Annotated in this window: 16 protein-coding genes; 9 read left to right on the top strand and 7 right to left on the bottom strand. The window is 67.9% G+C overall.

What is annotated here, in order from left to right:
- Positions 1 to 7: 7 nt before the first annotated feature.
- Complete coding sequence (locus HUA76_RS11540) at positions 8 to 2,299, top strand: hypothetical protein (protein WP_174460843.1); 2,292 nt, start codon at positions 8 to 10, stop codon at positions 2,297 to 2,299.
- Positions 2,300 to 2,325: 26 nt separating this feature from the next.
- Here HUA76_RS11540 and HUA76_RS11535 read toward each other — a convergent pair whose 3' ends face one another.
- The 3 genes from HUA76_RS11535 to HUA76_RS11525 form a co-directional block, all read right to left on the bottom strand.
- Complete coding sequence (locus HUA76_RS11535; RefSeq protein ID WP_141646819.1) at positions 2,326 to 4,311, bottom strand: PAS domain S-box protein; 1,986 nt, start codon at positions 4,309 to 4,311, stop codon at positions 2,326 to 2,328.
- Between the two features lie 114 nt (positions 4,312 to 4,425).
- Positions 4,426 to 11,595: a HAMP domain-containing protein gene (locus HUA76_RS11530; protein ID WP_217439634.1), complete on the bottom strand. Its 7,170-nt coding sequence runs from the start codon at positions 11,593 to 11,595 to the stop codon at positions 4,426 to 4,428.
- A gap of 469 nt (positions 11,596 to 12,064) precedes the next feature.
- The gene (locus tag HUA76_RS11525) at positions 12,065 to 12,955 is read right to left on the bottom strand and encodes a hypothetical protein (protein WP_174454094.1); all 891 of its coding nucleotides are present in this window, start codon (positions 12,953 to 12,955) and stop codon (positions 12,065 to 12,067) included.
- 182 nt (positions 12,956 to 13,137) lie between these two features.
- Here HUA76_RS11525 and HUA76_RS11520 point away from each other — a divergent pair, with 182 nt between their 5' ends.
- The 3 genes from HUA76_RS11520 to HUA76_RS45260 all read left to right on the top strand — a co-directional run bounded on the left by HUA76_RS11520 (position 13,138) and on the right by HUA76_RS45260 (position 17,612).
- The gene (locus HUA76_RS11520; RefSeq protein ID WP_174454093.1) at positions 13,138 to 15,630 is read left to right on the top strand and encodes a TonB-dependent receptor; all 2,493 of its coding nucleotides are present in this window, start codon (positions 13,138 to 13,140) and stop codon (positions 15,628 to 15,630) included.
- 283 nt (positions 15,631 to 15,913) lie between these two features.
- On the top strand, positions 15,914 to 16,444 hold the full coding sequence (locus HUA76_RS11515) for a transglycosylase domain-containing protein (RefSeq protein ID WP_174454092.1): 531 nt from the start codon (positions 15,914 to 15,916) through the stop codon (positions 16,442 to 16,444).
- Between the two features lie 205 nt (positions 16,445 to 16,649).
- Positions 16,650 to 17,612, top strand: coding sequence for a hypothetical protein (locus tag HUA76_RS45260; protein ID WP_254614138.1), 963 nt, complete (start codon positions 16,650 to 16,652; stop codon positions 17,610 to 17,612).
- A 4-nt stretch (positions 17,613 to 17,616) separates the two neighbouring features.
- Here HUA76_RS45260 and HUA76_RS11505 read toward each other — a convergent pair whose 3' ends face one another.
- From HUA76_RS11505 to HUA76_RS11495, 3 genes are read right to left on the bottom strand one after another with little or no spacing between them, the layout of a single operon-like run.
- Positions 17,617 to 17,913, bottom strand: a complete 297-nt coding sequence (locus HUA76_RS11505; RefSeq protein ID WP_141646814.1) for a cyclic-phosphate processing receiver domain-containing protein — start codon at positions 17,911 to 17,913, stop codon at positions 17,617 to 17,619.
- A 25-nt stretch (positions 17,914 to 17,938) separates the two neighbouring features.
- Positions 17,939 to 18,172: a hypothetical protein gene (locus HUA76_RS11500; RefSeq protein ID WP_141646813.1), complete on the bottom strand. Its 234-nt coding sequence runs from the start codon at positions 18,170 to 18,172 to the stop codon at positions 17,939 to 17,941.
- A gap of 34 nt (positions 18,173 to 18,206) precedes the next feature.
- Positions 18,207 to 19,052, bottom strand: coding sequence for a 2-oxo acid dehydrogenase subunit E2 (locus HUA76_RS11495; RefSeq protein WP_174460842.1), 846 nt, complete (start codon positions 19,050 to 19,052; stop codon positions 18,207 to 18,209).
- A gap of 113 nt (positions 19,053 to 19,165) precedes the next feature.
- Between HUA76_RS11495 and HUA76_RS11490 the strand changes: the two genes are divergently transcribed.
- Together HUA76_RS11490 and yjjJ are read left to right on the top strand one after the other, a co-directional pair.
- Entirely contained in the window at positions 19,166 to 20,101 is a 936-nt protein-coding gene (locus HUA76_RS11490; protein WP_174454089.1) for a DUF1684 domain-containing protein, read from the top strand.
- A 198-nt stretch (positions 20,102 to 20,299) separates the two neighbouring features.
- Entirely contained in the window at positions 20,300 to 21,601 is a 1,302-nt protein-coding gene (gene yjjJ, locus HUA76_RS11485; RefSeq protein WP_174454088.1) for a type II toxin-antitoxin system HipA family toxin YjjJ, read from the top strand.
- 71 nt (positions 21,602 to 21,672) lie between these two features.
- On the opposite strand, the gene HUA76_RS11480 is transcribed toward yjjJ, so the two are convergent.
- Positions 21,673 to 22,254, bottom strand: coding sequence for a type 1 glutamine amidotransferase domain-containing protein (locus HUA76_RS11480; RefSeq protein WP_174454087.1), 582 nt, complete (start codon positions 22,252 to 22,254; stop codon positions 21,673 to 21,675).
- 205 nt (positions 22,255 to 22,459) lie between these two features.
- Here HUA76_RS11480 and HUA76_RS11475 point away from each other — a divergent pair, with 205 nt between their 5' ends.
- The 3 genes from HUA76_RS11475 (at position 22,460) to HUA76_RS11465 (ending at position 26,422) form a co-directional block, all read left to right on the top strand.
- Positions 22,460 to 23,626 (top strand): sorbosone dehydrogenase family protein, encoded by a 1,167-nt coding sequence (locus HUA76_RS11475; protein WP_141649430.1) that lies wholly within the window; start codon positions 22,460 to 22,462, stop codon positions 23,624 to 23,626.
- A gap of 70 nt (positions 23,627 to 23,696) precedes the next feature.
- On the top strand, positions 23,697 to 25,292 hold the full coding sequence (locus HUA76_RS11470; protein ID WP_246137899.1) for a sodium:proton antiporter: 1,596 nt from the start codon (positions 23,697 to 23,699) through the stop codon (positions 25,290 to 25,292).
- Positions 25,289 to 26,422, top strand: coding sequence for an NAD-binding protein (locus HUA76_RS11465; RefSeq protein WP_174454086.1), 1,134 nt, complete (start codon positions 25,289 to 25,291; stop codon positions 26,420 to 26,422). Before HUA76_RS11470 ends, HUA76_RS11465 begins: the two co-directional genes overlap by 4 nt.
- Positions 26,423 to 26,450: the final 28 nt, after the last annotated feature.

Below are 26,450 nucleotides of genomic sequence, written 5' to 3'. Positions count from 1 at the left end.
CGGGGGAATGGAATCCATCCGCGCGCTCTGTCTCGCATGGCTGCTGGTGGGTGGCCTCGCCGCCGCCGCGCCCGTCGTCCAGGTGCCCGAGGGTGGCGCCGGCGTGCCGGTGGTCTCGAAGGGTGTCGTCTGTGGTCCGTTGCGAGCAGGCTGGACGCTGGCGTCGGACAGTCGGACCCTGCGGCCTCCGCAGCGGGTGGAGCAGGACGACGCGCGCATCCAGGAGTTGAAGGTGGCGTCGTCGGTGGGGCAGTGCGAGACGACCGAGGAGCGCGTCACCGTCATCGCCACCGGCGCCTTTCCGCGCGTGGACGCGGCGGCGACGAACTTCTTTCCGGACGAGGGCCGCGTGGAGCTGCGCGGCGCGGGGCTGGACCACGTGGGCATCTCCTGGAGCGGGACGCCCCGGGGTGAGTCCCAGCCCCAGCTCATCGAGGGACAGGACCGGTGCCTGGCCCCCTCGACGGAGCGGGGGCCGGCGAGCTGCACGGTGCCCGTGGCGCGAGGGCTGCCCACGGACGCCGCGCTCTACTGGACACCGCCTCATGGTCGGCATGGACCGGATGTCACGACGTATGACGCGTCTGGAAACGTGGTGGACCCGGAGACGTTCCGGCTTCGTCCCGGGCGCGTGGTGCTAACCCAGCCGCTCATCCAGTCGGGCGGCGTGGATGTGTCGCGAGGGCCGGGCTCGGTGGCGCTGAGCCACTCGGAGGCACTGGCGTCGGTGGACTGCGGGCCGGTGCGCTGCGAGGTGAACGAGGGCACGGTGTCGCTGCGCAACGTGCCGGGCGTGGACGTGAGCGTGACGCTGCGCCTGCGCCTGGCGCCGCGCATCTACTTCGCGCGCGGCGAGGTGCTGGAGCAGGTGCTGCTGGAGACGCTCCCCGTGCTGGCGTGTCCGCTCACGGCCGTGGAGGGCACGGTGCTGCGCGACGCGGAGAACGCGGCGATGGTGGTGCGGCTGGACACGTCATGCCAGCACGACCCGCGCAAGCTGTTGTGGTCGATGAACGACCAGCGGGCGCGGGTGGAGCGCGTGGTGAAGGCGCAGGACGGCGTCTATGTGTTGCTGCGCACGGGAGGCACGTCCGAGCAGCAGGTGACGGTCATCGCGCAGACCTCGCGGGTGGAGGGCTCGGTGGTGGCGTCGGATACGACGAAGACGCAGCCGCTGCCCGTGCCGCGCGCGTCGCTGGAGCTGTCGGACCAGGGGGCCATCGACTTCATCCCCATCAACCGACCTGCGGAGCTCATCGTGGCCTCGAGCGGAGAGCAGGGGCGCTTCGTTCCGCGCCCTGTGGCCGGGGCCTACAGCATCATCTCGCGGGACGGGACGACCTATGTGCAGGGCGAGCCCACCGCGGGCGGCTTCGTGTCGCTGCGCTTCGGCTATCAGGTGTCCACGCTGCCGGGAGAGCTGGCGACGGCGGACCTGTTCGTCGTCAACGAGCGGGTGCAACGCTCGGTGCGCGAGGCCAGCGTACCCATCCGCATCGAGAGCGTGGTGGAGCTGGTGTGCGCGGACAAGGAGGGCAAGGACCAGGTGCTGGAGCCCAGCCGTCCGCACCGAATCAACTACGAGATGCGCAACTCGTGTCGGGTCATCATCCACCGGGAGCGGCTCAAGCCCGAGCAGGGCACGCAGGAAATCGTGCTGCGCATCGACGTCACCAAGGCGGACGGCTCGGCGCGAGGGGAGAGCCACGTGGAGCAGCGGATGTTGCTGCGTCCGCAGGGCGAGGCCCGAACCATTCCCGTGCCGGGGCAGCTGGCGCAGTTCGACCGGATTCTCGTCCAGGTGTCGCTGGTGGCGGACGAGTCGCGGTACGCGCTGAGCACGTCGGACCGCTCGGGGCTGCCGTCGGCGCAATGGACAGCCATCGTCAGGGGTGGGCGCTTCCGGCTGTACACGACGGCGACGATTCCGGCGGGCCTCTACCGGGCGACGGAGCCCAGCGGGCAGCTCATCCTCAACTTCGGCGTGGTGTCGCGACTGGCGCTCCTGAACAACGAGGGACAGGAGCGGCTCCTGGGAATCGAGATGGGGCTGATGGGCATGGGGTTGATTCCCCAGTCCGGCGACATCGAGTTCCCCCCGACGCTGGCGGTGGTGCTGGGGCTCAGCTTGCGCGTGCCCATTGGACCGGGAGCGGCGGTGGGGGCACAGGCGTGGGTGGCGCGCGAGTTCCGGGACGACATCACCCGCCGCTCCGACGGCTCCGTCGTCCCCTCCAGCCGCTGGTCCTTCATCTTCGGGCCCAGCATCTCCGTGGGCAACGTGGGCTTCAATCTCTGACGCCGCGCTCGCGCGCCGGCGCCCTGTCAGCTCGCGGTGCGCGTGCCGTGCTCGTGATGCACGCCGACTCCGGGGGACTCCGTCTCACGGGGCAGCCAGACGTTGAACGTGGACCCCTGGCCCGGCACGCCCTGGGACTCCACCCAGATGCGTCCGCCGTGCTGTTCGACGATGCCCTGGCTGATGGTGAGCCCCAACCCCAGGCCGCCGTACTTGCTGCCGTGCGCGCGCCCGAAGCGCTCGAAGATGAGCGCCTGCTTGTCCTTGGGAATCCCCACGCCGCTGTCCTTCACGGACAGGTGCACCCCTTCCTTCCCCTCGCGCACCAGCCGCACCAGCACCGCCCCACCCTCCGGTGAGTAGCGGATGGCGTTGGACAAGAGGTTCGTCAGCACCTGGTCCAACCGACCCCGGTCCCACGTCCCCTCCAGGTGCTCCGGCGCCTCCACCTGGATTTCATGCCCCTGCGACAACACCGCCATGCGGTCCCGCGTCTCCTGCACCAGCTGGCCCAGGTCGAACTTCTCCAGCTCCAGCGACAGCCGCCCCGCCTGCAGCCGACTGATGTCCAGCAGGTCCTCCACCAGCTTCGCCATCCGGTCGATTTGCCGGTTGATGATTTTCAGCGACTTGCCCGGCCCCGCTTCCGTCTCGCCGCCCAGCTTCAAGAGCGCCAGATGCGCGTGCCCCTTGGCCGCCGCCAGCGGCGTGCGCAGCTCGTGGCTCGCCGCCGCGAGGAACGCGTCCTTCGCCTCGCTCGCCAGCCGCAGCGCGGTTTCCGCGCGCTGACGCTCGGTGATATCGCGCGCCACGGAGATGAACCGCCCCCCGGGCCCCTCCGCCGCGGACACGAACTGGAGCACCACCTCCACCGGCACCTCGGTGCCATCCCTGCGCCGGTGCGTCGTCGAGTACGTCTGGCTGGGCAACGTCCCACTCACCAACGGCGCCAGCAGCTTGCGGAACCCCGCCTCGTCGAACGCGCTCTCCACCTCCAGCACCGACAACCCCACCAGCTCGTCCGTGCTGCTCGACAGCTGCTTGGCCGCGCCCGCGTTGGCGTACGTGAGCGTCAGCGAGTCCGGCGAGAACATCAGGACGCAGTCCAACGTCGCGTCCAGCGTCATCTTGAAGCGCCCCAGCGCCTCCTCCGCCCGCCGCTTGTCGTCGATGTCCGTGGCCACGGCAATCCAGCCCACCACGTGCCCGGACTCGTCCCGCTCCGGCACCGCGCGCGCCAGGTGCCAGCGATACACGCCGTCGAAACGCCGCAGCCGGAACTCACGCTCCACCCGCTGGCTGGAGCGGATGGCCGTCTCCCACGCCGAGCGCATCTCCTCCCGGTCCACCGGGTGCACGAACTCCAGGAACGTGCCCAACGACAGCGGATGCTCCTCGTGGATGCCCGTGTAGTCGCGCCCCGCCCGGTTGGCGTAGGTGAACGAGCCGTCCGCCCGCGCCGCCCACATCACCTCCGGCAAGGACTCCGTGAGCCGCCGGTAGCGCAGCTCGCTCTGCCGCTCCACCGCCTCGCGCTCGCGCTGGCGCAACATCGCCGCCTGCCGCTGGATTTGTTGTTCCTTGAGGAACAAATCCACGAAGACGCTGACCTTCGAGCGGAGGATTTCCGGGTCGAAGGGCTTGAGCAGGTAGTCCACCGCGCCGTGCGCATAACCCTTGAAGATGTGGGCCGCGTCGCGGCTGAGCGCGGTGAGGAAGATGATGGGAATGGTGCGCGTGCGCTCCCGCTGCTTGATGAGCGTGGCCGTCTGGAAGCCGTCCAGGCCCGGCATCTGCACGTCCATCAGGATGACGGCGAAGTCGCGCTGAAGCAGGAACTTGAGCGCCTCCTCGCCACTGGTCGCTTTGACAAGCTCCTGCCCCAACGGCTCGAGGATGGCCTCCAGCGCCAGCAGGTTGGACGGGTGGTCGTCCACCATCAGGATGCTCGCCCGGGGACGGCTTGCGCCGTCCTGGGGGCGTTCGGCGGAGATGTGTTCGCTAGGCGTCATTGAAATAGGAGCAAGGTATGCCCCGACCGTTCACTGGCGGGACAGGCTAGGCGCGACCCCCGCCGTCCCCAAGCCCGGCGGTGACGAGTCGTGCGCTAGCCATCATTCGACCTTTCAAGCCGACACCCAGAGACGGATGAGTTCCAAAAGCTTGTCCGTATCCACCGGCTTGGGCAGGTAGTCACTGGCCCCCGCGGCCATGCACTTCTCCCGGTCGTCCTTCAGGGCCTTCGCGGTGACGGCGATGATGGGCAGGCTGGCGTACTTCACGTCCTTGCGGATGGCCCGCATGGTCTCGTACCCGTCCATCTCCGGCATCATCACGTCCATCAGCACGATATCCACGTCGCGGTGCTGCTCGAGCGTTTCGATGGCCGCCCGCCCGTTCTCGGCGAAGACCACCTGCATGCCGTGGTTCTCCAGCACGCTGGTGAGGGCGAAGATGTTGCGCATGTCGTCATCGACGACGAGCACCTTCTTGCCCACCACCTCCGACTCCTGCTCGCTGCGCTGCGCCAGGGCCGCCCGCGCGCGGGGAGGCAGGTTCTGGTCCAGTCGGTGCAGGAACAGCGCCGTGTCACTGAGCAACTGTTCGGGACTCTTCGTTCCGCTCTTGAGGATGACGCTGCCGGTGTAGCGGCGCAGGCGCGTGTCGTCCTTCGGCGTCAGCTCCTTGCCCGTGTAGATGACGATGGGCAAGTCGCGGAAGCGCTGCTGCGTCTTCACCTCCTCCACCAGCTTGATGCCGTCCATGTCCGGCAGGAGCAGGTCGATGACGAGGCAGTCGTACTCGCCCTCCTCCAGCTTCTGGAGGACCTCCTGGCCGGTGGCCACCGCCGTGACGGCGACGTCGCCGCCCTCGGCGAGCAGGCTGACCAGGCTGTTGCGCTGGACGTCGTCGTCCTCCACCAGCAGCAGCCTGCGCTCCGTGCGCTCCAGGAACTTCGCCAGCTGGTTGAACACCCGCTCCAGGCCCTCTTTGCTGACGGGCTTGGTGAGGTAGCCGAACGCGCCCTGGGCGTTGCCCAGGTGCTTGTCCATGACGCTGATGATGTGCACCGGGATGTGGCGCGTGCGCGGGTTGCGCTTGAGCCTGTCGAGCACGCTCCAGCCGTCGACGACGGGCAGCTGGATGTCGAGCGTCACCGCGTGCGGCTGGAACTCGTTGGCCATGGACAGGCCGGTGTCACCCCGCGTGGCGACCAGGGCCTTGAAGCCCTTCTCCCGCGCCAGCTGCACCATGATGCGGGCGAACTTCAGGTCGTCCTCGATGATGAGCAGGACACGGTCACCCTCGCGGATGTGATCCCGGTCGTCCTCCACCGCGAGCGGCGGAAGCAGCGAGTCCACCTGAGGAGGCGGCAGCGCCGAGTCCAGCACATGGGCGTTCTCCGCGGCGGTCGGCGGCACCGGCGCAGGCGCGGGCGTCGGGAACAGGGGCTCCGACGAGGCGTGGGACATGCGAGACAGCGGCTCGAGCGGCGAGGGCATGACTGGCATGACCGGCAAGCCGTCGTCCTCGGGGCCCACGTACTCGGGGGGCAGGTACAGCGTGAAGGTGCTGCCCTTGCGCGGCTCGCTGTGGACGTGGATTTCGCCGCCCAGGAGCTTGGCGATTTCGCGGCTGATGGACAGGCCCAGGCCGGTGCCGCCGTACTTGCGCGCGGTGGAGCCGTCCGCCTGCTGGAACGCCTCGAAGATGAGGCGCTGCTTGTCCTTGGCGATGCCGATGCCCGTGTCCGTCACCGAGAAGGCGAGCACGAAGCGCGAGCGCTTGAGCACCTCGTGGTCCAGGCGCGTGCCCGGCTCGGCCAGCTTCACCGTCATCTTCACGCTGCCTTCGTCCGTGAACTTGAAGGCGTTGGAGAGCAGGTTCTTGAGCACCTGCTGCAGCCGCTGCGGGTCGGTGCGGATGTGGCGGGGGGCGCCCTGCGCCACCTCCACCGTGAAGGCCAGGTTCTTCTGGTCCGCGACGGGGCGGAAGCTCCGGTCGATGAACTGGTTCAACTCCGACAGGACGATGTCCCGCGGCTCCACCTGCATCTTCCCGGCCTCCACCTTGGACAGGTCGAGGATTTCGTTGATGAGGCTGAGCAAATCACCACCGGAGGCGTAGATGGTGTTCGCGTACTCCACCTGCTTGGTGCTGAGGTTGCCGTCCTTGTTGTCGGACAGCAGCTTGGCCAGGATGAGCAGGCTGTTGAGCGGCGTGCGCAGCTCATGGCTCATGTTGGCCAGGAACTCGCTCTTGTACTTGGAGATGACGGTGAGCTGCTCGGCCTTCTCCTCCAGGCTGACGCGCGCGCGTTCGACTTCGTTGTTCTTCTCCTCGACGCGGCGGTTCTGCTCCTCGAGCAATTTCGCCTTGTCCTCCAGCTCGCTGTTGCTGCGCTTGAGCGCGTCCTGCTGCTGCGTCAGTTCGCGCGACTGGCTCTGCAGCTCCTGAGTCAAACCCTGCGACTGCTGCAGGAGCTGCTCGGTGCGCATGTTCGCCATGATCATGTTCAGGACCACGCCGATGCTCTCGGTGAGCTGGTCCAGGAAGATTTGATGGATGGCGCTGAAGGTGTGGAACGAGGCCAGCTCGATGACGGCCTTGACCTCACCTTCGAACAGCACGGGCAGGACGATGATGTTGAGGGGCGCGGACTCGCCCAGGCCGGAGGAGATGGTGATGTAGTCCGGCGGCACGTGGGTGAGCAGAATCGTCTTCCGCTCCAGGGCCGTCTGTCCGACGAGTCCCTCGCCCAGCCGGAACCGGTTGGCGATGTGCTTGCGCTCCCGGTACGCGTAGGTGCTCGTCAGCTTGAGCACCGGCGTGCCGGAGTCGGTGTCCATCAGGAAGAAGGCGCCGTGGTGCGCGGAGACCAGCGGAGTCAGCTCGCTCATGATGAGGCGGCTGACGGCGTCCAGGCTCTTCTGGCCCTGCATCATCCCGCTGAACTTCGCCAGGTTCGTCTTGAGCCAGTCCTGCTCCTGGTTCTTCTGCGTGGTCTCACGCAGGTTGACGATCATCTGGTTGATGTTGTCCTTCAGCGCGGCGACCTCGCCCTCGGCGACGACGGTGATGCTCCGGGTGAGGTCACCCTTCGTCACCGCGGTGGCCACGTCGGAGATTGCGCGCAGCTGGCTGGTCAGCGTACCGGCGAGCTGGTTCACGTTGTCGGTGAGCTGCCGCCACGTGCCGCGCGCACCGGGCACGCGGGCCTGACCGCCCAGCTTTCCTTCGATACCGACTTCGCGGGCCACCGTGGACACCTGCTCGGCGAACGTCCCCAGCGTGTCCGTCATGTTGTTGATGGTGTCCGCGAGCGCGGCCACTTCGCCCTTCGCGTCGACGATGAGCTTCTGGGTGAGGTCACCGTTGGCGACCGCCGTCACCACGCGCACGATTCCGCGCACCTGCGTGGTGAGGTTGGAGGCCATGAAGTTCACGTTGTCCGTGAGGTCCTTCCACGTGCCGGCCACACCGGGCACGCGGGCCTGTCCTCCCAGCTTCCCTTCGACACCGACTTCGCGGGCCACCGTGGACACCTGCTCGGCGAACGTGCCCAGCGTGTCCGTCATGTTGTTGATGGTCTCCGCGAGGGCCGCCACTTCGCCCTTCGCTTCGACGACCAGCTTCTGCTTGAGGTCGCCGTTGGCGACGGCCGTCACGACCTTGACGATGCCGCGCACCTGCGTCGTCAGGTTGCGGGCCATGAAGTTCACGTTGTCCGTCAGGTCCTTCCAGACGCCGGACACCCCGCGCACTTCCGCCTGTCCACCCAGCTTGCCTTCCGTGCCGACCTCGCGCGCGACGCGCGTCACCTCCGAGGCGAACGAGTTGAGCTGGTCCACCATGATGTTGATGGTGTCCTTCAGCTCCAGAATCTCGCCCTTCGCGTCGACGGTGATTTTCTTGGAGAGGTCACCGTTGGCGACCGCCGTCGTCACCAGCGCGATGTTTCGCACCTGCGCGGTGAGGTTGGAGGCCATGCTGTTGACGTTGTCGGTGAGGTCCTTCCACGTACCGGCGACTCCCGGCACCGCGGCCTGACCACCCAGCTTGCCGTCCGTTCCCACTTCCTTCGCGACGCGAGTCACCTCGGCGGCGAACGCGCGGAGCTGGTCCACCATCGTGTTGATGGTGCTCTTGAGCTCCAGGATTTCGCCCCGCGCCTCGACGGAGATTTTCTGCGACAGGTCGCCATTGGCGACCGCCGTCGTGACCTTGGCGATGTTTCGCACCTGGTCCGTGAGGTTGCCGGCGAGGACGTTCACGTTGTCGGTGAGGTCCTTCCACACGCCCGCGACTCCGGGCACCGCCGCCTGCCCTCCCAGCTTTCCCTCGGTGCCGACTTCCTTCGCGACACGCGTCACTTCCGACGCGAAGCCTCGGAGCTGGTCCACCATCGTGTTGATGGTGTTCTTCAGCTCCAGCACCTCGCCCTTCACGGAGACGGTGATCTTCTGCGACAGGTCGCCGTTGGCGACGGCCGTTGTCACCTTGGCGATGTTGCGCACCTGGTCCGTGAGGTTGCCGGCGAGGACGTTCACGTTGTCGGTGAGGTCCTTCCAGACGCCAGACACGCCCTTCACGTCGGCCTGACCGCCCAGCCGGCCCTCGGTGCCGACCTCCTTCGCGACGCGAGTCACCTCGGCGGCGAACGCGCGGAGCTGGTCCACCATCGTGTTGATGGTGCTCTTGAGCTCCAGCACCTCGCCCTTGGCGTCGACCGTGATTTTCTTCGACAGGTCGCCATTCGCGACAGCCGTCGTCACCTCGGCGATGTTTCGCACCTGGGCCGTGAGGTTGTTGGCCAGCAGGTTCACGTTGTTGGTGAGGTCCTTCCACGTGCCCGCGACGCCCGGCACCTCCGCCTGGGCGCCCAGCTTGCCCTCGACACCCACCGTGCGGGCGACGTCCGTCACCTGCTGGGCGAAGATGGACAGGGTCTGCGTCATCGCGTTGATGGTCTCCGCGAGGGCGGCGATTTCGCCCTTCGCGTCCATGATGAGCTTCTGGGTGAGGTCACCGTTGGCGACCGCCGTCACCACGCGCACGATGCCGCGAACCTGGCTGGTGAGGTTGGAGGCCATGAAGTTCACGTTGTCCGTGAGGTCCTTCCAGACGCCGGACACGCCGCGCACTTCCGCCTGACCGCCCAGCTTCCCCTCGGTGCCGACCTCCTTCGCGACGCGCGTCACTTCCGACGCGAAGCCTCGGAGCTGGTCCACCATCGTGTTGATGGTGCTCTTGAGCTCCAGCACCTCGCCCTTGGCGTCGACCGTGATTTTCTTCGACAGGTCACCATTGGCGACCGCCGTGGTGACTTCGGCGATGTTGCGGACCTGGTCGGTGAGGTTGTTCGCGAGCAGGTTCACGTTGTTGGTGAGGTCCTTCCACGTGCCCGCGACGCCCGGCACCACGGCCTGGGCGCCCAGCTTGCCTTCCACGCCCACCGTGCGAGCGACGTCCGTCACCTGCTGCGCGAAGATGGAGAGCGTCTGCGTCATCGCGTTGATGGTGTCGGCCAGCTCGGCGACCTCGCCCTTGGCCTCCATCTTCAGCCGCTGCGTCAAATCCCCGTTGGCGACCGCCGTCACCACCTTGGCGATGCCACGCACCTGGGTGGTGAGGTTGACGGCCATCACGTTCACGTTGTCCGTGAGGTCCTTCCACGTACCGGAGACGCCCTTCACCTCGGCCTGTCCGCCCAGCTTGCCGTGCGTGCCGACCTCGCGCGCGACGCGCGTCACTTCCGAGGCGAACGAGTTGAGCTGGTCCACCATGGTGTTGATGGTGTTCTTCAGCTCCAGAATCTCGCCGCGAGCGTCGACCGTGATTTTTTTCGACAGGTCGCCATTGGCCACCGACGTCGTCACCAGGGCGATGTTGCGCACCTGGGTGGTGAGGTTGGAGGCCATGCTGTTGACGTTGTCGGTGAGGTCCTTCCACACGCCGGCGACGCCCTTCACATCGGCCTGACCGCCCAGCTTGCCGTCGGTGCCCACCTCGCGCGCGACGCGCGTCACTTCGGAGGCGAACGCGCGGAGCTGGTCCACCATCGTGTTGATGGTGTCCTTCAGCTCCATCACCTCGCCCTTCACGTCCACCGTGATTTTCTTGGACAGGTCGCCCTTGGCGACGGCCGTCGTCACGTCGGCGATGTTGCGCACCTGGGCCGTGAGGTTGTTGGCCATCAGGTTGACGTTGTCGGTGAGGTCCTTCCACGTGCCGGCGGCGCCGGGCACCTGGGCCTGGGCGCCCAGCTTGCCCTCGACACCCACCGTGCGCGCCACGCTCGTCACCTGCTGGGCGAAGACGTTGAGCGTGTCCGTCATGTTGTTGAGCGTCGCGCCCAGCGCGGCGATTTCGCCCTGCGACGGCACCATCAGCTTCTGGGTGAGGTCACCGTTCGCGACGGCCGTCACCACCTTCACGATGCCGCGCACCTGCGTCGTGAGGTTGGACGCCATGAAGTTCACGTTGTCCGTGAGGTCCTTCCACGTGCCGGACACACCGGGCACCGCGGCCTGACCGCCCAGCTTTCCTTCCGTGCCCACTTCACGCGCCACGCGCGTCACTTCGGAGGCGAAGCCGTTGAGCTGGTCCACCATCGTGTTGATGGTGCTCTTCAGCTCCAGCACCTCGCCGCGCGCGTCCACCGTGATTTTCTTGGACAGGTCGCCGTTGGCGACGGCGGTGGACACCTCGGCGATGTTTCGCACCTGGGCCGTGAGGTTGTTGGCCATCAGGTTCACGTTGTCCGTGAGGTCCTTCCACACGCCGGACACGCCCTTCACCTCGGCCTGTCCGCCCAGCTTGCCGTCGCTGCCGACCTCGCGCGCGACGCGCGTCACCTCGGCGGCGAACGAGTTGAGCTGATCCACCATCGCGTTCACGGTGGTGCCGATGCGCAGGAACTCGCCCTTCACCGGCTGGCCGTCGATTTCGAGGGCCATCTTCTGCGTCAGGTCGCCTTCGGCCACCGCCACCAGCACGCGAGCGACTTCCGTCGTCGGCTGCACCAGGTCGCCGATGAGCGCGTTGATGGAGTTGATGCTCGTGGCCCAGTCGCCGCGCGCGTCGCCCAGCGACACACGCTCGCCCATGCGGCCCTCGCGGCCCACCACGCGGGAGACGCGCACCATCTCGTGCGTCATGGCCGAGTTGAGCGTCACCACCGCGTTGAAGGCGCGGGAGATGTCATCCATCACCGGGAGGGTGGAGAAGTCCGGCAGGCGCACGGAGAAGTCTCCGCCCTGCACGGCCCGCAGCGCGGCCAGCAGCGTCCGCATCGGGTCATCCCCTCGGATGCGCGCACCACCGCCGGGCGTCCTGGCGCCGCCGCCACGACTCCGCGCACCCTCGTCCGCCTGCCTGCCCGCCCCATGAGAGGGCTTCGAGTCACTCGCACGGGTGCGGGTGCGCTCGGCTTCCACGCGGTGGGCCGCGAGGGTGTCGCTGGAGGTCTGCGGGCTGGAAGCCACATCGCTCCGAGGCTGCTTGCGCGTCGAGGCGCGCTTCTTGCCATTGCTGGAGCTGGGAACCTTGGTGTCGTCCACGAGGAGAACCCTTCTGATCGGGATGAACGCCGTGAGCTGTGTTTCACGACGGACGGCCGGGCCGCGAATCTCCTGTGAGTTCGCGGGCTTGTCGATTCAAAGCCCGCCCTGACAGGACGATTTGTCGCCTACTGGACTTCCACTCCGAACTTCCGGACGGCCCGTGTGGAAACCACGGGACCCGGAGCCTTTGTGCAACATGTCAGGGCGGCGGTGCCGTGCAGGGAAAACCGTCGCAGCCCTGGACATAGAGCGGCCGACCGGAGAGCCGGCGAGCAGGGGCCAGACTCCGGTATTCCGGTGCTTTCTCACGCATTCCGGTGCGCACATCGACCGAGAACGACGGTGCCCCGGACGGTGTGCAGCCGATCAACAGCCGGTCCGGTTCATCCAGCCACCACACGGTCTCCACCGCGCAGGGGAGGTCCAGTTCAACGGGGGTGAGGGTGCGGGTGTCGAAGACGCGCAGCAGTCCTTCGGAGAGCACGGCGGCCAGCACGCCGCCCGAGCCCACGGAGAGTCGGCCCGTGGTTCCGGGAACGAGCGTTTGCGCGAGCACCGTGCCCCCAGGCGCCACGGAGACGAGCTGTCCGGAGGCATCCAGGGCCAGCATGCCGTGGGAGTGACCGGCCAGGGCCATGGGCTCGAAGTCGCCCATGGGGCGCAGGGTGGCGCCGTCCTCGCGCAGCAAGCGGCCCGCGGCGGAGAGCCACAGCCGGTTGTCTCCGTCGAAGGCGAGGGCGAGGGTGCCGGTGAGTTCCCTGCGCGTGGCGGCGTCACCGGGGCCGCAGACGGCGACGGCGTGGGGGCCGTAGACAGCGGCGCGCGTGGCGTCCGGGGAGACGGCCCAGCCCAGCCGGGCTTCGGGGTGGGCCTTGGAGAGACAGTGGTTGAGGGCGCCGAAGTTCGGGTCCGTCGTCGGGGAGGAGACGAGGTAGGGCAGGCTGGTGGTGGCGACGTAGAGGAGGAGGCCCAGCGAGACGGCGGTGGCGAGGGTGAGCGGCCAGGGCCGGAGGCTGCGAGCGCGCGTATTCCTCGCGGACGCGCGTGCGCCCTTCCTTCCCGTGGTCACCGCGCTCTCGCGTCCACTCAAGGTTGAGACCTCGTGACAGTGCTGCCCCGGCCCTCGACCTCACACGAATAGCGCCCGACCCGCTTCCGAGCCACCCACCCCGAGGCTGGCTCCAGCACAGCACGGAATCATCACGGGTGCCTGCCTGCTTCGTGCGGAAACCATGACGAACGACGCTCGAGCCCCATGGAAGGTTCTGGGAGATGCGGAACCTGACCGTGTTTCACGTCGTCGTCGGAGTCCTCGTGGGGATGAGCCAGGCACCCACGGCCAGGGCGGAGCCCACGAGCAGCATCTTGGGCACGGTGATTGACGCCCAGAGCCGACAGCCCGTCGGGGATGTCGTCGTGACTGCTTCCGCGTCCGAGCCCCAGGGCGAGTTCACTGTCGTCACGGAAATGGACGGCACCTACCGGTTCGAGCTCCTTCCACCGGGCGTGTACGAACTGCGCTTCGAGAGGGAAGGATTTCTACCGTTGAGGAGGGACTCGGTCCCCGTGCGAGAAGCGCGTGCCTTGCGCATCAGTGCCAGCCTCCTTCCCGAGTCCTTTCGAGAGTTGTTTGAGCCGACTCGCGGCGAGTTCCCCCCCGTGGACACCGAGAGCACGGGTGTCTCCGAGTCCCTCGACCATCTCGACACCGACTTTCTTCCCATCGCACGACCCATCCCGGGCAGCGCGATGCGCTCGGTCGACAGGCTTCAGTCCTTGCGCTCGGAAGCAGTCGACACGGACCAGGGGCTCACACTCCTCGGAACGAGCCCCTCGGAGAACGGATATGTGCTGGACGGCCTCTCCACCCAGGACGGTGTGTTCGGACGCAATGCCGTACCCCTAAGCCTGGAGCTTCTTCAGTACGACTGGGGTGAGCTGCTGTTCCGTGGGCGCATTCCCCAATACGGACGAGCCACGGGAGTCATCATCGATGCGGGGGAGAACAAATCCGGTGGCAATGAGTTCAACGGGTCCGTCTTCGCCCATTGGGCCACCGGCTTGCTCCAGGGGCGTCGGCCGCTCCAGGACAGTCCCCATGAAGTGATTGAGAACATGGGAGAGCTGGGCGCGGTCCTCTCCGGCTCCATCCTGAAGGACCAGCTCTGGTTCTCCCTGGGGCTGATTCCCTCGGTTCAGCGAGTAGAGAGCACACGCTCGCGGTCAGCCGTCCCCGAAGAGGACTCCCTCACCATTCAATCCGACCAACGAGAGGTCCAGGCCTTGGGTCGCCTGACCTACCTGTTCAACGCGGACCACAACACGACGCTGACGTTCATCACGATGCCCGCCACCCAGCGATTGCATGAGGGGACGGCTGCTTTCGCACCACGCACGCTGGAGCGAGACACCCTGCTGCTCGGACTCGGGCACCGCGGGGGACTGTTGGACAAGGCGGTGTTGCTCGATATCGATGCGCGCTGGCTTCGACAACACTTCTCCCAGCGCCCTGCTCTCTCGGGGGACACGGGGACGGAGACAGAAGGACTCGCCTGCGGCTCCGCGCTGTTGGCGCTCTACACCCGGTGCGGAGACGAAGAGCACGAGACGAATCAATTCCAGGTCCAGGGACGGGCCCACTATCGGAACTATGGAGCCCTGGGAATCCCCAAGCTGCAGCACACCCTGAAGGTGGGGCTCGACGCGGAGTGGCTGGTCCACGACGCGGTGCAGAGAGTCCCCAGCGCGCAACGCCGGTCTCCCCGTGGCCTCCAGTCAGCGCCTTCGAGCATCGCGACCCGGACACATCGCGACGTGGTGGGGGGCTTCGTCCAGGACTCCTGGATGTACTCCTACCTTCTGACCCTCAACGTCGGGCTTCGTTACGACATGCAGCGGCTCGTGCCCTCACACGGGGAGACACGTGCTGAAAGCCACATGCTCTCGCCTCAATTGGGCGTGGTCGTGGACCCCTTCGAGCGTGGCGAGATGCGCCTCTTCGCTCACTACGGCAAGTATCGCGGGCGCGTGTTGCTCGGACTGCTGCTTCCTGATGCATCGGGTGAGCAGGTTCGCGGGGTGGAGGTGGATCCCCACCTTTCACCTGCCTCGACCAGCGAGGTCACACTCGGCACCGACGTGGCGGTGCTGGGCGAAACAGTCATGAGCGTGACCTATGTCCGCAGGGAGCTGGATACGGGACTGGGACTCGTGAGCAACCCGGGAGGCGATGCATGGCGGCTCGTCAATCCCGGGAAGGGGTTGGGCTCCGGCCTGCCCAAGCAGGAGCAGACTCATGACGCGGTAACGTTGGAGCTGGCACGAACGGCCGCTTACGACTGGATGGGGCAGGCCAGCTACACGTGGTCGCGCTTCAGCGGCAGTCGTGAGGACTCGCTGAACCACATGCTGCGAGGAACGTCCGCCGTGGCACGGCGCACCCATGTCCTCAAAGCCTTCGGGGGAAGACGACAGCGGTTGACTCCGGCGATGTTGGCGCACTTGGGACTTGCCTATGTCGCCGCGTCGGGAGCACTCAAGGCAGGACAGCGGGGATCCACGCCTTGGTTGCATGTCGTCGATGCGCGGTTCGGAGTGGACTATCAATTCGACCGCGGCAAGGCACTGTCCTTCGACCTCGATGCCTTCAACCTCTTCAACATCCAGACGGAGACGCGGATGACCCCGAGCAGCGAAGACCCCACCGTGGCCATGGAGCAGCAACCACCGAGACAGGTTCGCTTCGGGGCGCGGTACACGTTCTGAGTCCTGGCCTGAAGGCTGCACTGCGCCGAAGCCCATGCGATGGAAGCGCGGCTTGCGGTGGCTGGTGTGTCTGCTGGGACTCGCAGTTGTGGTGCCCTTGGCCGCACTGGAGGGCTTCTACAGCCACACGCTCGCGAGGGTCCCTGTCCTTCCCTCCAAGCCCGTGCCTCTTTTCCGACCCGCGGAGCAACTCCGGCTCCGATGGTGGATGAGCATGGAACGGCCCCAGGTGACTCACGTCCAACCCATCTGGCCCTGGACAGTGGCCCTCGGTGTATTGCAATTGATCCCTTTTACAACCGCCTGCTTCGCAGAAATCGAACCCGAGGGATTCGGGCTCGCACTCGATGCCGCGTATCGCTGGAGTTCCGACCTGGAGCAGCGCGGCGCCGACCGCATTCGGCCTGGGGAGCGCGTCGCGCTGGCGGTCTGGCTCACTCGCCACTGGAGCGCGGAGGACCTGGTGCTGCACGAACTCCGGCACCGCGCACTCCACGAGCAGCAACAGGGTGTCTTCGACGTTGCCAGGAGTATCTTCGGCAAGGAGTGGGCGGAGCTCGACCTCGCGAGCATCGCGCTGCTCAAGGCGGTCTACGACGCCCCCATGAGACAGGACCCCTGGTGCAATCCGGAGCTCAGCCTCGAGAGTCGCGATTGGTTCCTGCGAGCCTCTCACGCGAACGCGGCCATCACCGTGGATGAACTGGAGGAAGTCCTCAAGGCGCGGCCCCTCCTCGCACCACGCCCCGTGCAGTGGCCTCCTTGCGGAGAGCCTCGTGAGGGTGACACCTGGGATTCCTCCCCACCGCATTGACGATGAGGACGCACCCTCACACAACGGACACCACTTCTCCGTCGACGCCCGGCCGAACCCTCCACGCTCCCCTCCCGCCCTGCTCGCAGGGACGCCACGCGGACGGGCATCACTCCGGATGAACGCGAGCGTGCGAGCTTCCGCGAGGCTCGCTTGTCGCCAGGGCCCCAAGCCTCAACCTTGAGCACGAGGAAAGGACCCCACCATGCGACGAGCGCTCTTCTCCGCGGCCCTGACGTTCAGCTTCTTGATGACTCCCGTTGCCCTCGCGCAGACAGCGGGCGGTGGGTCGAGCGGTGGGTCGTCCGCTCCTGGAATGACCTCACCTCCACAGAACCAGCAAGGCCGAGGTGTCTCGGGAGATACCGGCACGCAGCCACCGGGCACATATGAGTCCGGCAGCTACTCTCCCGTCCCACAGGGCGCCACCGGAGCCGAGGACAACCTCGGTACGCCGAACACGGATTACTCGGGCACGGGTGGCTCCGGAAACACGAACAACACCCCGGCCTCGAACCAAGGCGCTGGAAACCAAGGCTCTGGAAGTGACGTCCCCAGCGGCAGGGCTCCTCCCACGCAGGGAGGCACCGAACCTTCCGACGCGGCGGGTGACGCGCATGGTGGCAGCGCGGAAGCCGCATCCTCGGGGAAGGACCTGAGCCCGCAGCAATTGACTCGTGAAGTCGCGATGCTTCGCTCCGATGTCCTGCGCCTCCAGCGACAGGTCAACGCCCTGCGCGGCCCGCACTCGGACAAACAGGACGAAGGCACCGGCGGCTCGGGACAGGCGGCCTCGGGACAGGCAACCTCGGGACAGGCGACCTCGGACCAGAGCACGCCCCCCAAACAGAGCGCGTCCCCGGAGCCCGCGCGGGACACGGGGGCGGACCCCGAGAAGACCGTGGTCGCCAACGTCGTCATGCGCGGACAGGTGGCCTCGACCTCGAAGGGACGCGTCGTGGTCCGAGACGCGGAGACCGGAGACCTCTACAACCTCCGCGTCGGCCAGAACACCCAGGTGGTCCGCAACGGACAACGCATCTCACTCGAGAGCCTGCCCCAAGGCACCGCCGTCCAGGCGGCCTTCAGCCTCATCGCCGACGGCAGCACCAACGCGACCCGCATCCAGGTCGCCCCGAGCCCGAGTCCAACTCCGCGCTCACGCTGAGCCGTCACCGCTCGCGAACGAAACGCTCGATGCGCTCCATCGCCAGCTCCATCTTGTGGCGCGCGGAGCTGTTCGCTGAATGCACCCGGACACGCGGAGGAACAAAGCCCCGCGTGGCCACCGCTTCCTCGAGCCAGAGCAGCACGTCGTAGCCCGTGCCATGCTCATCGTCTCCAAGGTCATGGTCGAGGCTGAGCTCGACCACCTGCCCACCTTCGAGCAACGCGATGGCCTCCTCCGGCCACCGCACCGCCACCCAGCCCTCCGGCGTGGGCCTCTCGTCGTCCAGATAGACCTTCATCGAGGGGCCTGCTCCACAAAAGACCTCAGCGCTCCTCGTCCTTGGACGACTTGCTCTCCGCGAGCTGCCGCATCTTCGCGGCGAAGGGGCTCTCCCCTTCCGCGCGATTGGGCCCACCCGCCAGTCGCTGGCGTCGAGTCATCGCCAGTGGACCTTCCGCCGGGCCCTCGAGCGCTTCCTTCTCGTAGCGGTCCTGCCCTCCGAGCGCGCGCCCCACGGGACGGGCGGAGGCAACGCGACGATTGGTATCCACGGGCATGACGGGACCTCCAGCAGTGGCGACGTGTCCCGTTCTACCCCACCCGCTCGCCGCTCGCAGCCCCCCACGTTTCCTCGGGCGACTCCAGCGCCGCGCCCACGTGCCGCAGCACCTTCGCCACCACCTCCACGTCGAGCGCCCGCGCGTCCCACGTACACGTCAGCGTCATCATCCGCCCGGGAACCAGCTCGCCCGCCTCCACCACCGGCACGGACCGCACCGCACCCGGCGCGAGGATGAGCGGCACCCGCGTGTACGGCACCGTCGCCACGAAGCCGCGCTCCAGCCCCAGCGAGCCCAGGCTCGTCACCACCACCGAACCAAACGGGTCCCTGGGCATCCCCACCCAGCGCAGGTCCACGTTCAGCGTGAACCAGACGAAGGACAGGAGCCGCAGCGCCAGCCCCATGAGCATCCCGGGGATGCGATACGAGCGACGCTTGCCCCGCTCGATGACCGCGTCCTTGCGCGAGCGCACCTGGGACACGACGGCCTCCATCGCCCGCGCGAACTCCTCCAAGGACAGGGTGTCCGCCCGAGGCACCGTGGCCGTCGTCAGGTCCGCCCGTCCCGACTCCTCGGGCTGCACGACGAGCACGCACACCCCCACGTCCACACGCAGCGAGGGCGCGCCCCAACGCAGGAGCACGTTGGCCTCGGGGTGCAGGCGCAGCGCATCCGCGGACGCCTTGGCCACCAGGTGCGTCACCGTGAGTCGCTGTCCGGTGCGAGCCCGCCACGCCTCCAGGAACGCGACGGCCTTCTCCATGCGCACTTCGAGGGACGCATAGGCGCTCGGGTCCCTGGGCGAACGCCACGCCCCCAGGGCGAGCTTGCGGAAGGCACCCGGCGGCGGTGCCGGCTTCAGGTCGAGTTCCACGGCGGGTGTCCGGCTTCGCACGGAGCCCGGTCGCCTGCAACCCTGCGCCGCGCACCCCACCCTGTTAGACAGGGGGCCGCTGCTGGAAGCCCCCTCTCACCGAGGCACCCGACATGACGCCCCTTGCCCTGGCCCTGTCCCTCGCCCTCCAGGCCGCGCCGGCCCCGCAGAAGGCCCCGCCGCCGAAACCCGCTGCCCCCGCCAAGACTGTGTCCACTCCCACGACGCCCGAAGACCTCACCGCCTCCACCCGCGCCTGGCATGAGCAGCGCATCCAGCGACTCCAGTCCGAGGAGGGTTGGTTGACGCTCGTCGGCCTCTTCTGGCTCAAGGAGGGCGAGCAGACCGCCGGCTCCGCGCCCGAGAGCGAACTGGACTTCCCGGCCGGTACGCCCGCGAAGCTCGGCATCTTCACGCGCAAGGGCAACACCGTCAGCTTCCAGCCCGCGTCGGGTGTGCAGTTCACGCGCAACAACGCGCCCTTCACCGGGGGCGAGCTGAAGACGGACGAGAAGGGCTCCCCGGATGTGGTGAAGCTCGGCAGCCTCAACTTCCAGGTCATCCTCCGAGGCGACAAGCTGGGCGTGCGTGTGAAGGACTCGCAGGCGCAGGCGCGCAAGCAGTTCCACGGCATCGAGACCTATCCGGCGAGCCCCACGTGGCGCGTCACCGCGCGCTTCGAGCCCTCGGCCACGCCGCGCACGCTCCAGGTTCCCAACGTGCTGGGCACCACGGAGGAGATGAAGGCGCCGGGCACGCTCGTCTTCACCATGGACGGCAAGGAGTACCGCCTGACGCCGGTGGAGGAAGAGGGCTCCAACCAGCTCTTCATCATCTTCGCGGACGAGACGAACCGCGATGCGACGTACGGCGCGGGCCGCTTCCTGTACTCGGACATGCCGAAGGACGGACAGGTGGTGCTCGACTTCAACCGCTCCTACAACCCGCCCTGCGCCTTCACGCGCTTCGCCACCTGCCCGCTGCCTCCGCGTGGCAACCGCCTGGCCCTCCGCGTGGAGGCCGGCGAGAAGCGCTACGGCGACCACTGAGGTCCAGGGAGCTGTTCATCTTGCTGTGCCCACCGGGCCGACTCCGCTCTCACGCGGGGCGGCCCGGTTTCATTTTCCCAGTGAATCCAAGAAGATGCTCGTGGCTCTCATCTCGAACATCCTTCGGGATTCGGTTCACGAATCGAATCAGAAATCTGTTCACGGGTTGAATCAGGGAGACAGGGCGGGCCCCACTTCATGGCCACGGTGGAACAGCTTCTAGCGGCCCTCGGCCGTCGGGATGAAGCCCGAGCGAGCGAGCTCGCGACGCAGCTCAAGGTTTCTCGCCCCTCGGTGACGCGCCTCCTGCTCGCAGCGGGGGACCGCGTGTGTCGCATGGGCGAAGGACCGGCGACCCGCTATGCGCGGACCCGCGAGCCGCCCCCGCTCGGCACACGGCTGAACGTCCACCGCATCGATGAAGCAGGCGCTGTCCACCGGTACGGCGTGCTCCGCTTGCTCACGGGTGGTCGACACTGGCTCGAATACACGGAACGCGCGCCCAAGCACTTCGAGGGGCTCCCGCCGTTCGCGACGGACATGAGTCCACAGGGCTACATCGGCCGGACATTCTCACTCCGCCATCCCGAGCTCTTGCTCCCCCAACGCGTGGCGGACTGGACGGATGACCACTGTCTCGTCGCGCTGGCCCTGCGTGGAGAGGACTGCGTCGGAGACCTCATCCTCGGTGACGAATCGCTCGACCGATATCTCGCCACGCCTCTGCCCACGGCGACTCCCGACGACTACCTCGCGCTCGCACGGGCTTCCGAACAGGGACCGTCGGGCTCCTCCGTGGGCGGAGAGCATCCCAAGTTCGCCACGTACTCCCTGGGTCGCCACGTCATCGTGAAGTTCGCGGGCCCCGACGATGGAGCAGCGGCCTCTCGATGGAGGGACCTGCTCATCGCCGAAGCGCTCGCGCTTGAAACACTTCGCGACGCGGGCATCCCCGCGGCCAACGCGCGTTGGCTGGATGTGGAGGACCATCGCTTCCTCGAAGTGGAACGCTTCGACCGGCTCGGCGCACGCGGCAGGAAGGCCCTGCTGTCACTCGGAGCCATCACCGACGAGTACATCGGCCCGCGCGACACCTGGACGCAGGCCGCATCGAGAATGCACGAGGCGCAGCTCGTCTCCGAAGACGATGCACGGCGAATGCGCTGGCTCGACACCTTCGGCCAGCTCACCGGCAACACGGACCGCCACTTCGGCAACCTGTCCTTCTTCCCAGAAGGGCCGAAGCGGTTCCGACTCGCGCCGGTCTACGACATGCTGCCCATGGTGTTCGCGCCCGTGGGAACGAACCTCGTCGAGCGGACCTTCACGCCACGCCCGCCCACCGCGAGCACCGTGGACATCTGGTCCGACGCCGCACGCCTCGCCCTGTCCTACTGGGAGAAGCTCTCACGAGAGCCCGCGCTCAGCGCGCCCTTCCGGGAGCACTGCGGCCACTGCGCGGCCACCCTCCAGACCTTCATGAACCAGCAGCCCGTCTGACCGAGGAACGCACTCCCGCAACAACAGGCCACGAGCCGACACATCCCGTCCGCTCGTGGCCCGTGACGGACTCAGTGCACGCTGGACGGCTGCTCCGAAGTGGCCTCGCGCCCGCGCGGTGATTCCAGGCGTGGGGCGATGCCCTGGGCCACCTGTCGCAGCAGCGCCTCAGTGAAGGCCGGCAGGTCCCCCGGGTTGCGCGAGGTGATGAGGTTGCCATCCTCCACCACCTCGCGGTCCACCCAGCGCGCGCCCGCGTTGATGAGGTCCGTGCGGATGGAGGGCCACGACGTGAGCGTCATCCCATCCGCGATGTCCGCCTCCACCAGCATCCACGGCGCATGGCACACAGCCGCCAACGGCTTGTCCGCGCGGTAGAAGTCCCGCACGAAGCCCACCATGTCGATGTCCATGCGCAGGTGGTCCGGTGAGTAGCCCCCCGGAATCACCAGCGCATCGAAGTCCCGGGACGACACGTTCCGCACGGCCTTGTCCGGGGTGATGACCTCCTTGCCCTTCTTGCCCTTCACGGGCGTGTCGGCCTCCACGCCGATGACGACCGCCTCGTGCCCTGCTTGCTTCACGCGGTCATACGGAATGCGGAACTCGGAATCCTCGAAGTCGTCGGCCAGGATGAACGCGATGCGCGCCATAGGACGTCTCCTTGTTGCGAATGGACGGGTTGTCCCGTGCGCTCAAGGTGCCCACGCGCCCCGTGGCGACACAGGCGCGCCTCCGCGCTCGGCCCGCCCGCCTGCCCACCCTCCCGACGAGGGACGCCTCCCCGAGCGTCCTCACCCTCACGTCCGCCATCCGTCACGCTGGCGCCCCCACCCGACCGCGGACATTAATCGCCCCATGCGCGCCTCTCGCCTGCTCGCCTCCGCCCTCGTGGTGCTCGCCGTGTCGGCCTCCGCCTGTCGCAAGAGCCAGTCCCAGGGCACCGCCTCACCCGAGGACTGCGTGCGCGTCGCGGACGACTGGGGCCCGGATGGCGCCGTGCCCATCACCGTGGACGTCGTCGCCGAGGGCCTGGAGGTCCCCTGGGGCATCGCCTGGCTGCCGGGTGGAGACGCGCTCGTCACCGAGCGACCTGGTCGCGTGCGCCTGCTCAAGGCCGGCGTGCTCCAGCCCCAGCCCGTGGCCACCGTGCGCATCACCCGCGCCGCGGAGGGCGGCCTGCTCGGCATCGCCGCGCACCCGGACTTCGCGACGAACCGCCAGTTCTACGTGTACGTCACCACCGACGCGGGCGGGCAGGACGAGAACCGCGTGGAGCGGTGGACGCTCTCCGAGGACCACACCACCGCGACGTTCGACCGCGTCGTCTTCGGCGGCATCCCCTCCGCGACGTACCACGACGGAGGACGGCTGCGCTTCGGCCCCGACGGCATGCTCTACGCGGGCACCGGTGACGCCCGCGAGCCGGACCGCTCGCAGAACGTCAATGACCCGGCGGGCAAGCTCCTGCGCCTGACTCCCGAAGGACAAATCCCCCAGGACAACCCCTTCCCCGGCTCCCCCGCGTTCCTCACCGGCATCCGCAACCTCCAGGGCTGGGACTGGAAGGATGCCACCACGCTGTACGTCACGGACCACGGCCCGAGCGGAGAGACGATGCGCCGGGGGCACGACGAGGTGAGCCTCGCCCGTCCTGGGAGCAACCTGGGCTGGCCCGGCATCTACTCGTGCGAGCTTCACGCGGGGCAAATCACGCCCTCGCTCACCTTCGCGGACGCGATGCCTCCCGGGGGCGCCGCCCTCTACACCGGCACCGCCATCCCCGAATGGACGGGCTCGCTGCTGGTGGGCACGCTGGGCTCGCGGCACCTGCACCGTGTGCGGTTCGCCGCTGACAACCCCGCCCGAGTCACCCTCCACGAGGTCTACCTGCGCGACACGTACGGCCGGCTGCGCGAGGTGAGCATGGGTCCGGACGGCCACCTGTACGTCACCACGAGCAACTGCGATGGGCGTGGGGACTGCGGGGCGAAGAAGGACCTCATCCTCCGCCTGAGGCGATGAAGCCCGCGACCGGCAGGCCGCTCAAGATGGGGTCGTGACCTCGCTCTTCCGTTCTGGAAGACTGCGCGCCGTGCACTTGGAGATGCCTCTCGTCATTGGATTGATGGTGGCTGCCATCGTCCTGGCCATCGCCGCCAAGCGGGCGAACATGCCCTACAACGTGGCGCTCGTGGTGGGAGGCCTGCTCATCTCGGTGGGCAACCTGCTCCCCGGCGTGCCGCCACTCAACCCGGAGGTGGTGTTCCTCGTCTGCCTGCCGGCGCTGCTGTTCGAAGGAGGCATCACCGCGGACCTCAATGGCATCCGCGCCAATGCCCTGCCCATCCTCATCCTGTCCACCGTCGGCATGGTGCTGGCCATTGGCGCCACGGGCACCGCGCTGCACTACCTGGTGGACCTGGCCATCTGGCCCGCGCTGCTTTTGGGCGCGCTGCTGGCCGTGACGGACACCGTCTCCATCCTCTATGCGTTCCGTCGCGCCCCGGTGCCGCCTCGCTTGTCCGGCATCATCCAGGGCGAGAGCCTCTTCAACGACGGCACGGCGTTGGTGGCCTACGCGGCCATCGCCAGCGTGGTGGCGGGAGCGGCGGCGCCGTCCCTGCCGATGCTGGCCGCTCGCGTGTTGCTCGCCTCGGCGGGTGGCGCGGTGGTGGGGCTCGCGGTGGGCATGCTGGGCGCCTTCGTCATCCGCCGCACCGAGGACCCGCTGGCCGAAATCATGGTGACGACGGCCGTGGCCCTGGCCTCGTTCGTGGTCGCCGAGCAGATTCACCTGTCGGGTGCCATCTCCGCCGTCGTCGCGGGACTGGCCGTCGGTGTCGGGCTGCGCAAGGACGTGTCCCCACAGAGTCGGGTGGCCATCCACTCCTTCTGGGAGTACGCCACGTTCGGGGTGAACACCTTCCTGTTCCTGGCGGTGGGACTCACCACCAAGCCGGAGACGCTCAGCGGCTACCTGCCGGAGACGGCCATCGCGGTGGGCTGTGTGTTGGGCGGGCGCGCGGTGGCCATCTACGGGCCCTTCCTGCTCCTGCGGCTCATCCGTCCGGCGGAGGCGGTGCCGCCGCGCTGGCAGCACGTCTTCATCGTGGGCAACATCAAGGGCGCGCTCTCCATCGGACTCGCGCTGGGTCTTCCGGAGACGACGCCGGGCCGCGAGAAGCTGGTGGCCATCGCCTTCGGCGTGACGCTGGTGTCGCTGGTGGGTCAGGGATTGGTGCTCACCCACGCGTTGAAGTGGCTGGGCCTGTTCCAGCAGGACGAGGTGGCGCTGGCCATGTCCGAGCAGCGCGGCAAGCTCATCGCCAGTCGCGCGGCGCATCAGGAACTGGCGTCGCTGCATGAGCAGGGACTGGTGCCCCGCGCCGCGTATGACCACCTGCGCAGCGAGTACCAGGTGAGCATCGCCCGTGCGGAGCGCGAGCTGCGGCGGCTCAATGACCATCACCTCGCGCAGGGGGCGAGGGACCTCATCGCCATGCGGCGTCGGCTCATCGACGCGGAGCGCACGGCGCTGCAGGTCGCGCGCAGGAGCGGCCTCATCCCCGAGACGACGGCGGAGCACATGCTGGCGCAGTTGGATGAGCGGACACTGAATCTGGAGAAGGTGTTGCACGGAGCGCACGGCGACGAGCCGGCAACGGAGCCCGGGAGGAAGGCGTCGTGAAAATCGTCATCGCGGGTGGGGGACGGGTGGGCAGTGTGCTGGCGTCCCGGCTGGTGGCCGAGCAGCACACCGTGACGGTCATCGAGCGGGACGCGAGCATCTGCACGCGCCTCTTCGAGGAAGTGGGCGTGGTGGCGGTGTGCGGGGACGCGACGAGTCCGCAGGTACTTGAGGCGGCGGGAGTGGCGTCCGCGGACGTGGCGGCGGGGGTGCTGGCGAGAGATTCGGAGAACCTGGCGTTCGCCATGCTGGTGCGCAGCATGTCTCCCGCGCGCATCATGGTGCGCATGCTGGACACGAGCTATCGCGAGGCGTACCGGCTGGCGGGAGTGAAGGAGCTGGTGGCGGAGGCGGAGGTGGTGGTGGCGAAGATGACCACGGCCATCGACTTCCCGCAGGTGGCGGGCTCGTTGCCGCTGGGCGACGGTGACACGGTGCTGTTCGAGCTGGCGCTGCCGTTGCGCGCACGCGTGGCGGGACAGACGGTGGCGCAGGTGCGGGCCATGGAGGGCTTCCCGCGCGAGTGCATCTTCATCGGCATGGTGGACCCGCAGGGTCGCGCGGCGCTGCCGGATGGGAGCACGGTGCTGAAGGCGGGGCACACCATCATCCTCGTGGCTCGACGCGCGCAGCTCGCGGAGGCGGTGTCGTTCCTCACGGCGGAGCCGGTGGGGACGACGGGCGCCGCGGCGCTGGCGGCGACACTGCGCAAAGTGGACTTCCTGGCGCCGTTGAATCCGGAGGAACTGGAGACGGTGGCACGCGGCGCGGAGCACCTCCAGTGGCCGGCGGGCACGGAGCTGTTCCGACAGGGCGACGCGGGAGAGAGCTTCTACGTGGTGCTCGCGGGCGAGGTGCAGCTCAGGGACACGGGAGGACAGGCCGTGGCCACGGTGAAGCCAGGAGGCTTCTTCGGGGAGCTGGCCCTGCTGACGGGAGAGCCGCGCACGGCCACGGCGGTGACAGCCACGGCTTGCGAGCTGGCGGCGGTGGGCCGCGAGGACTTCCGCAGCGTCGTCATGGCCAACCCGGGCGTGGCGCTGGAGATGAGCCGCATCCTGGGAGAGCGACTGTCGCGCGTGCAGGGCGGCAAGACGCCCACCAAGCGCTGGGGCCTCTTCGGCCGGTAGCACCCGCGAGGGTGGAGCGCACGAAGCG

Origin of the sequence: Myxococcus sp. CA056 (assembly GCF_013336715.1) — a bacterium.
In the GTDB taxonomy this organism is placed as follows: domain Bacteria; phylum Myxococcota; class Myxococcia; order Myxococcales; family Myxococcaceae; genus Myxococcus; species Myxococcus llanfairpwllgwyngyllgogerychwyrndrobwllllantysiliogogogochensis.
The sequence above is the reverse complement of the archived record's forward strand: the minus strand, read 5'-3'. Positions and strand labels throughout refer to the sequence as shown.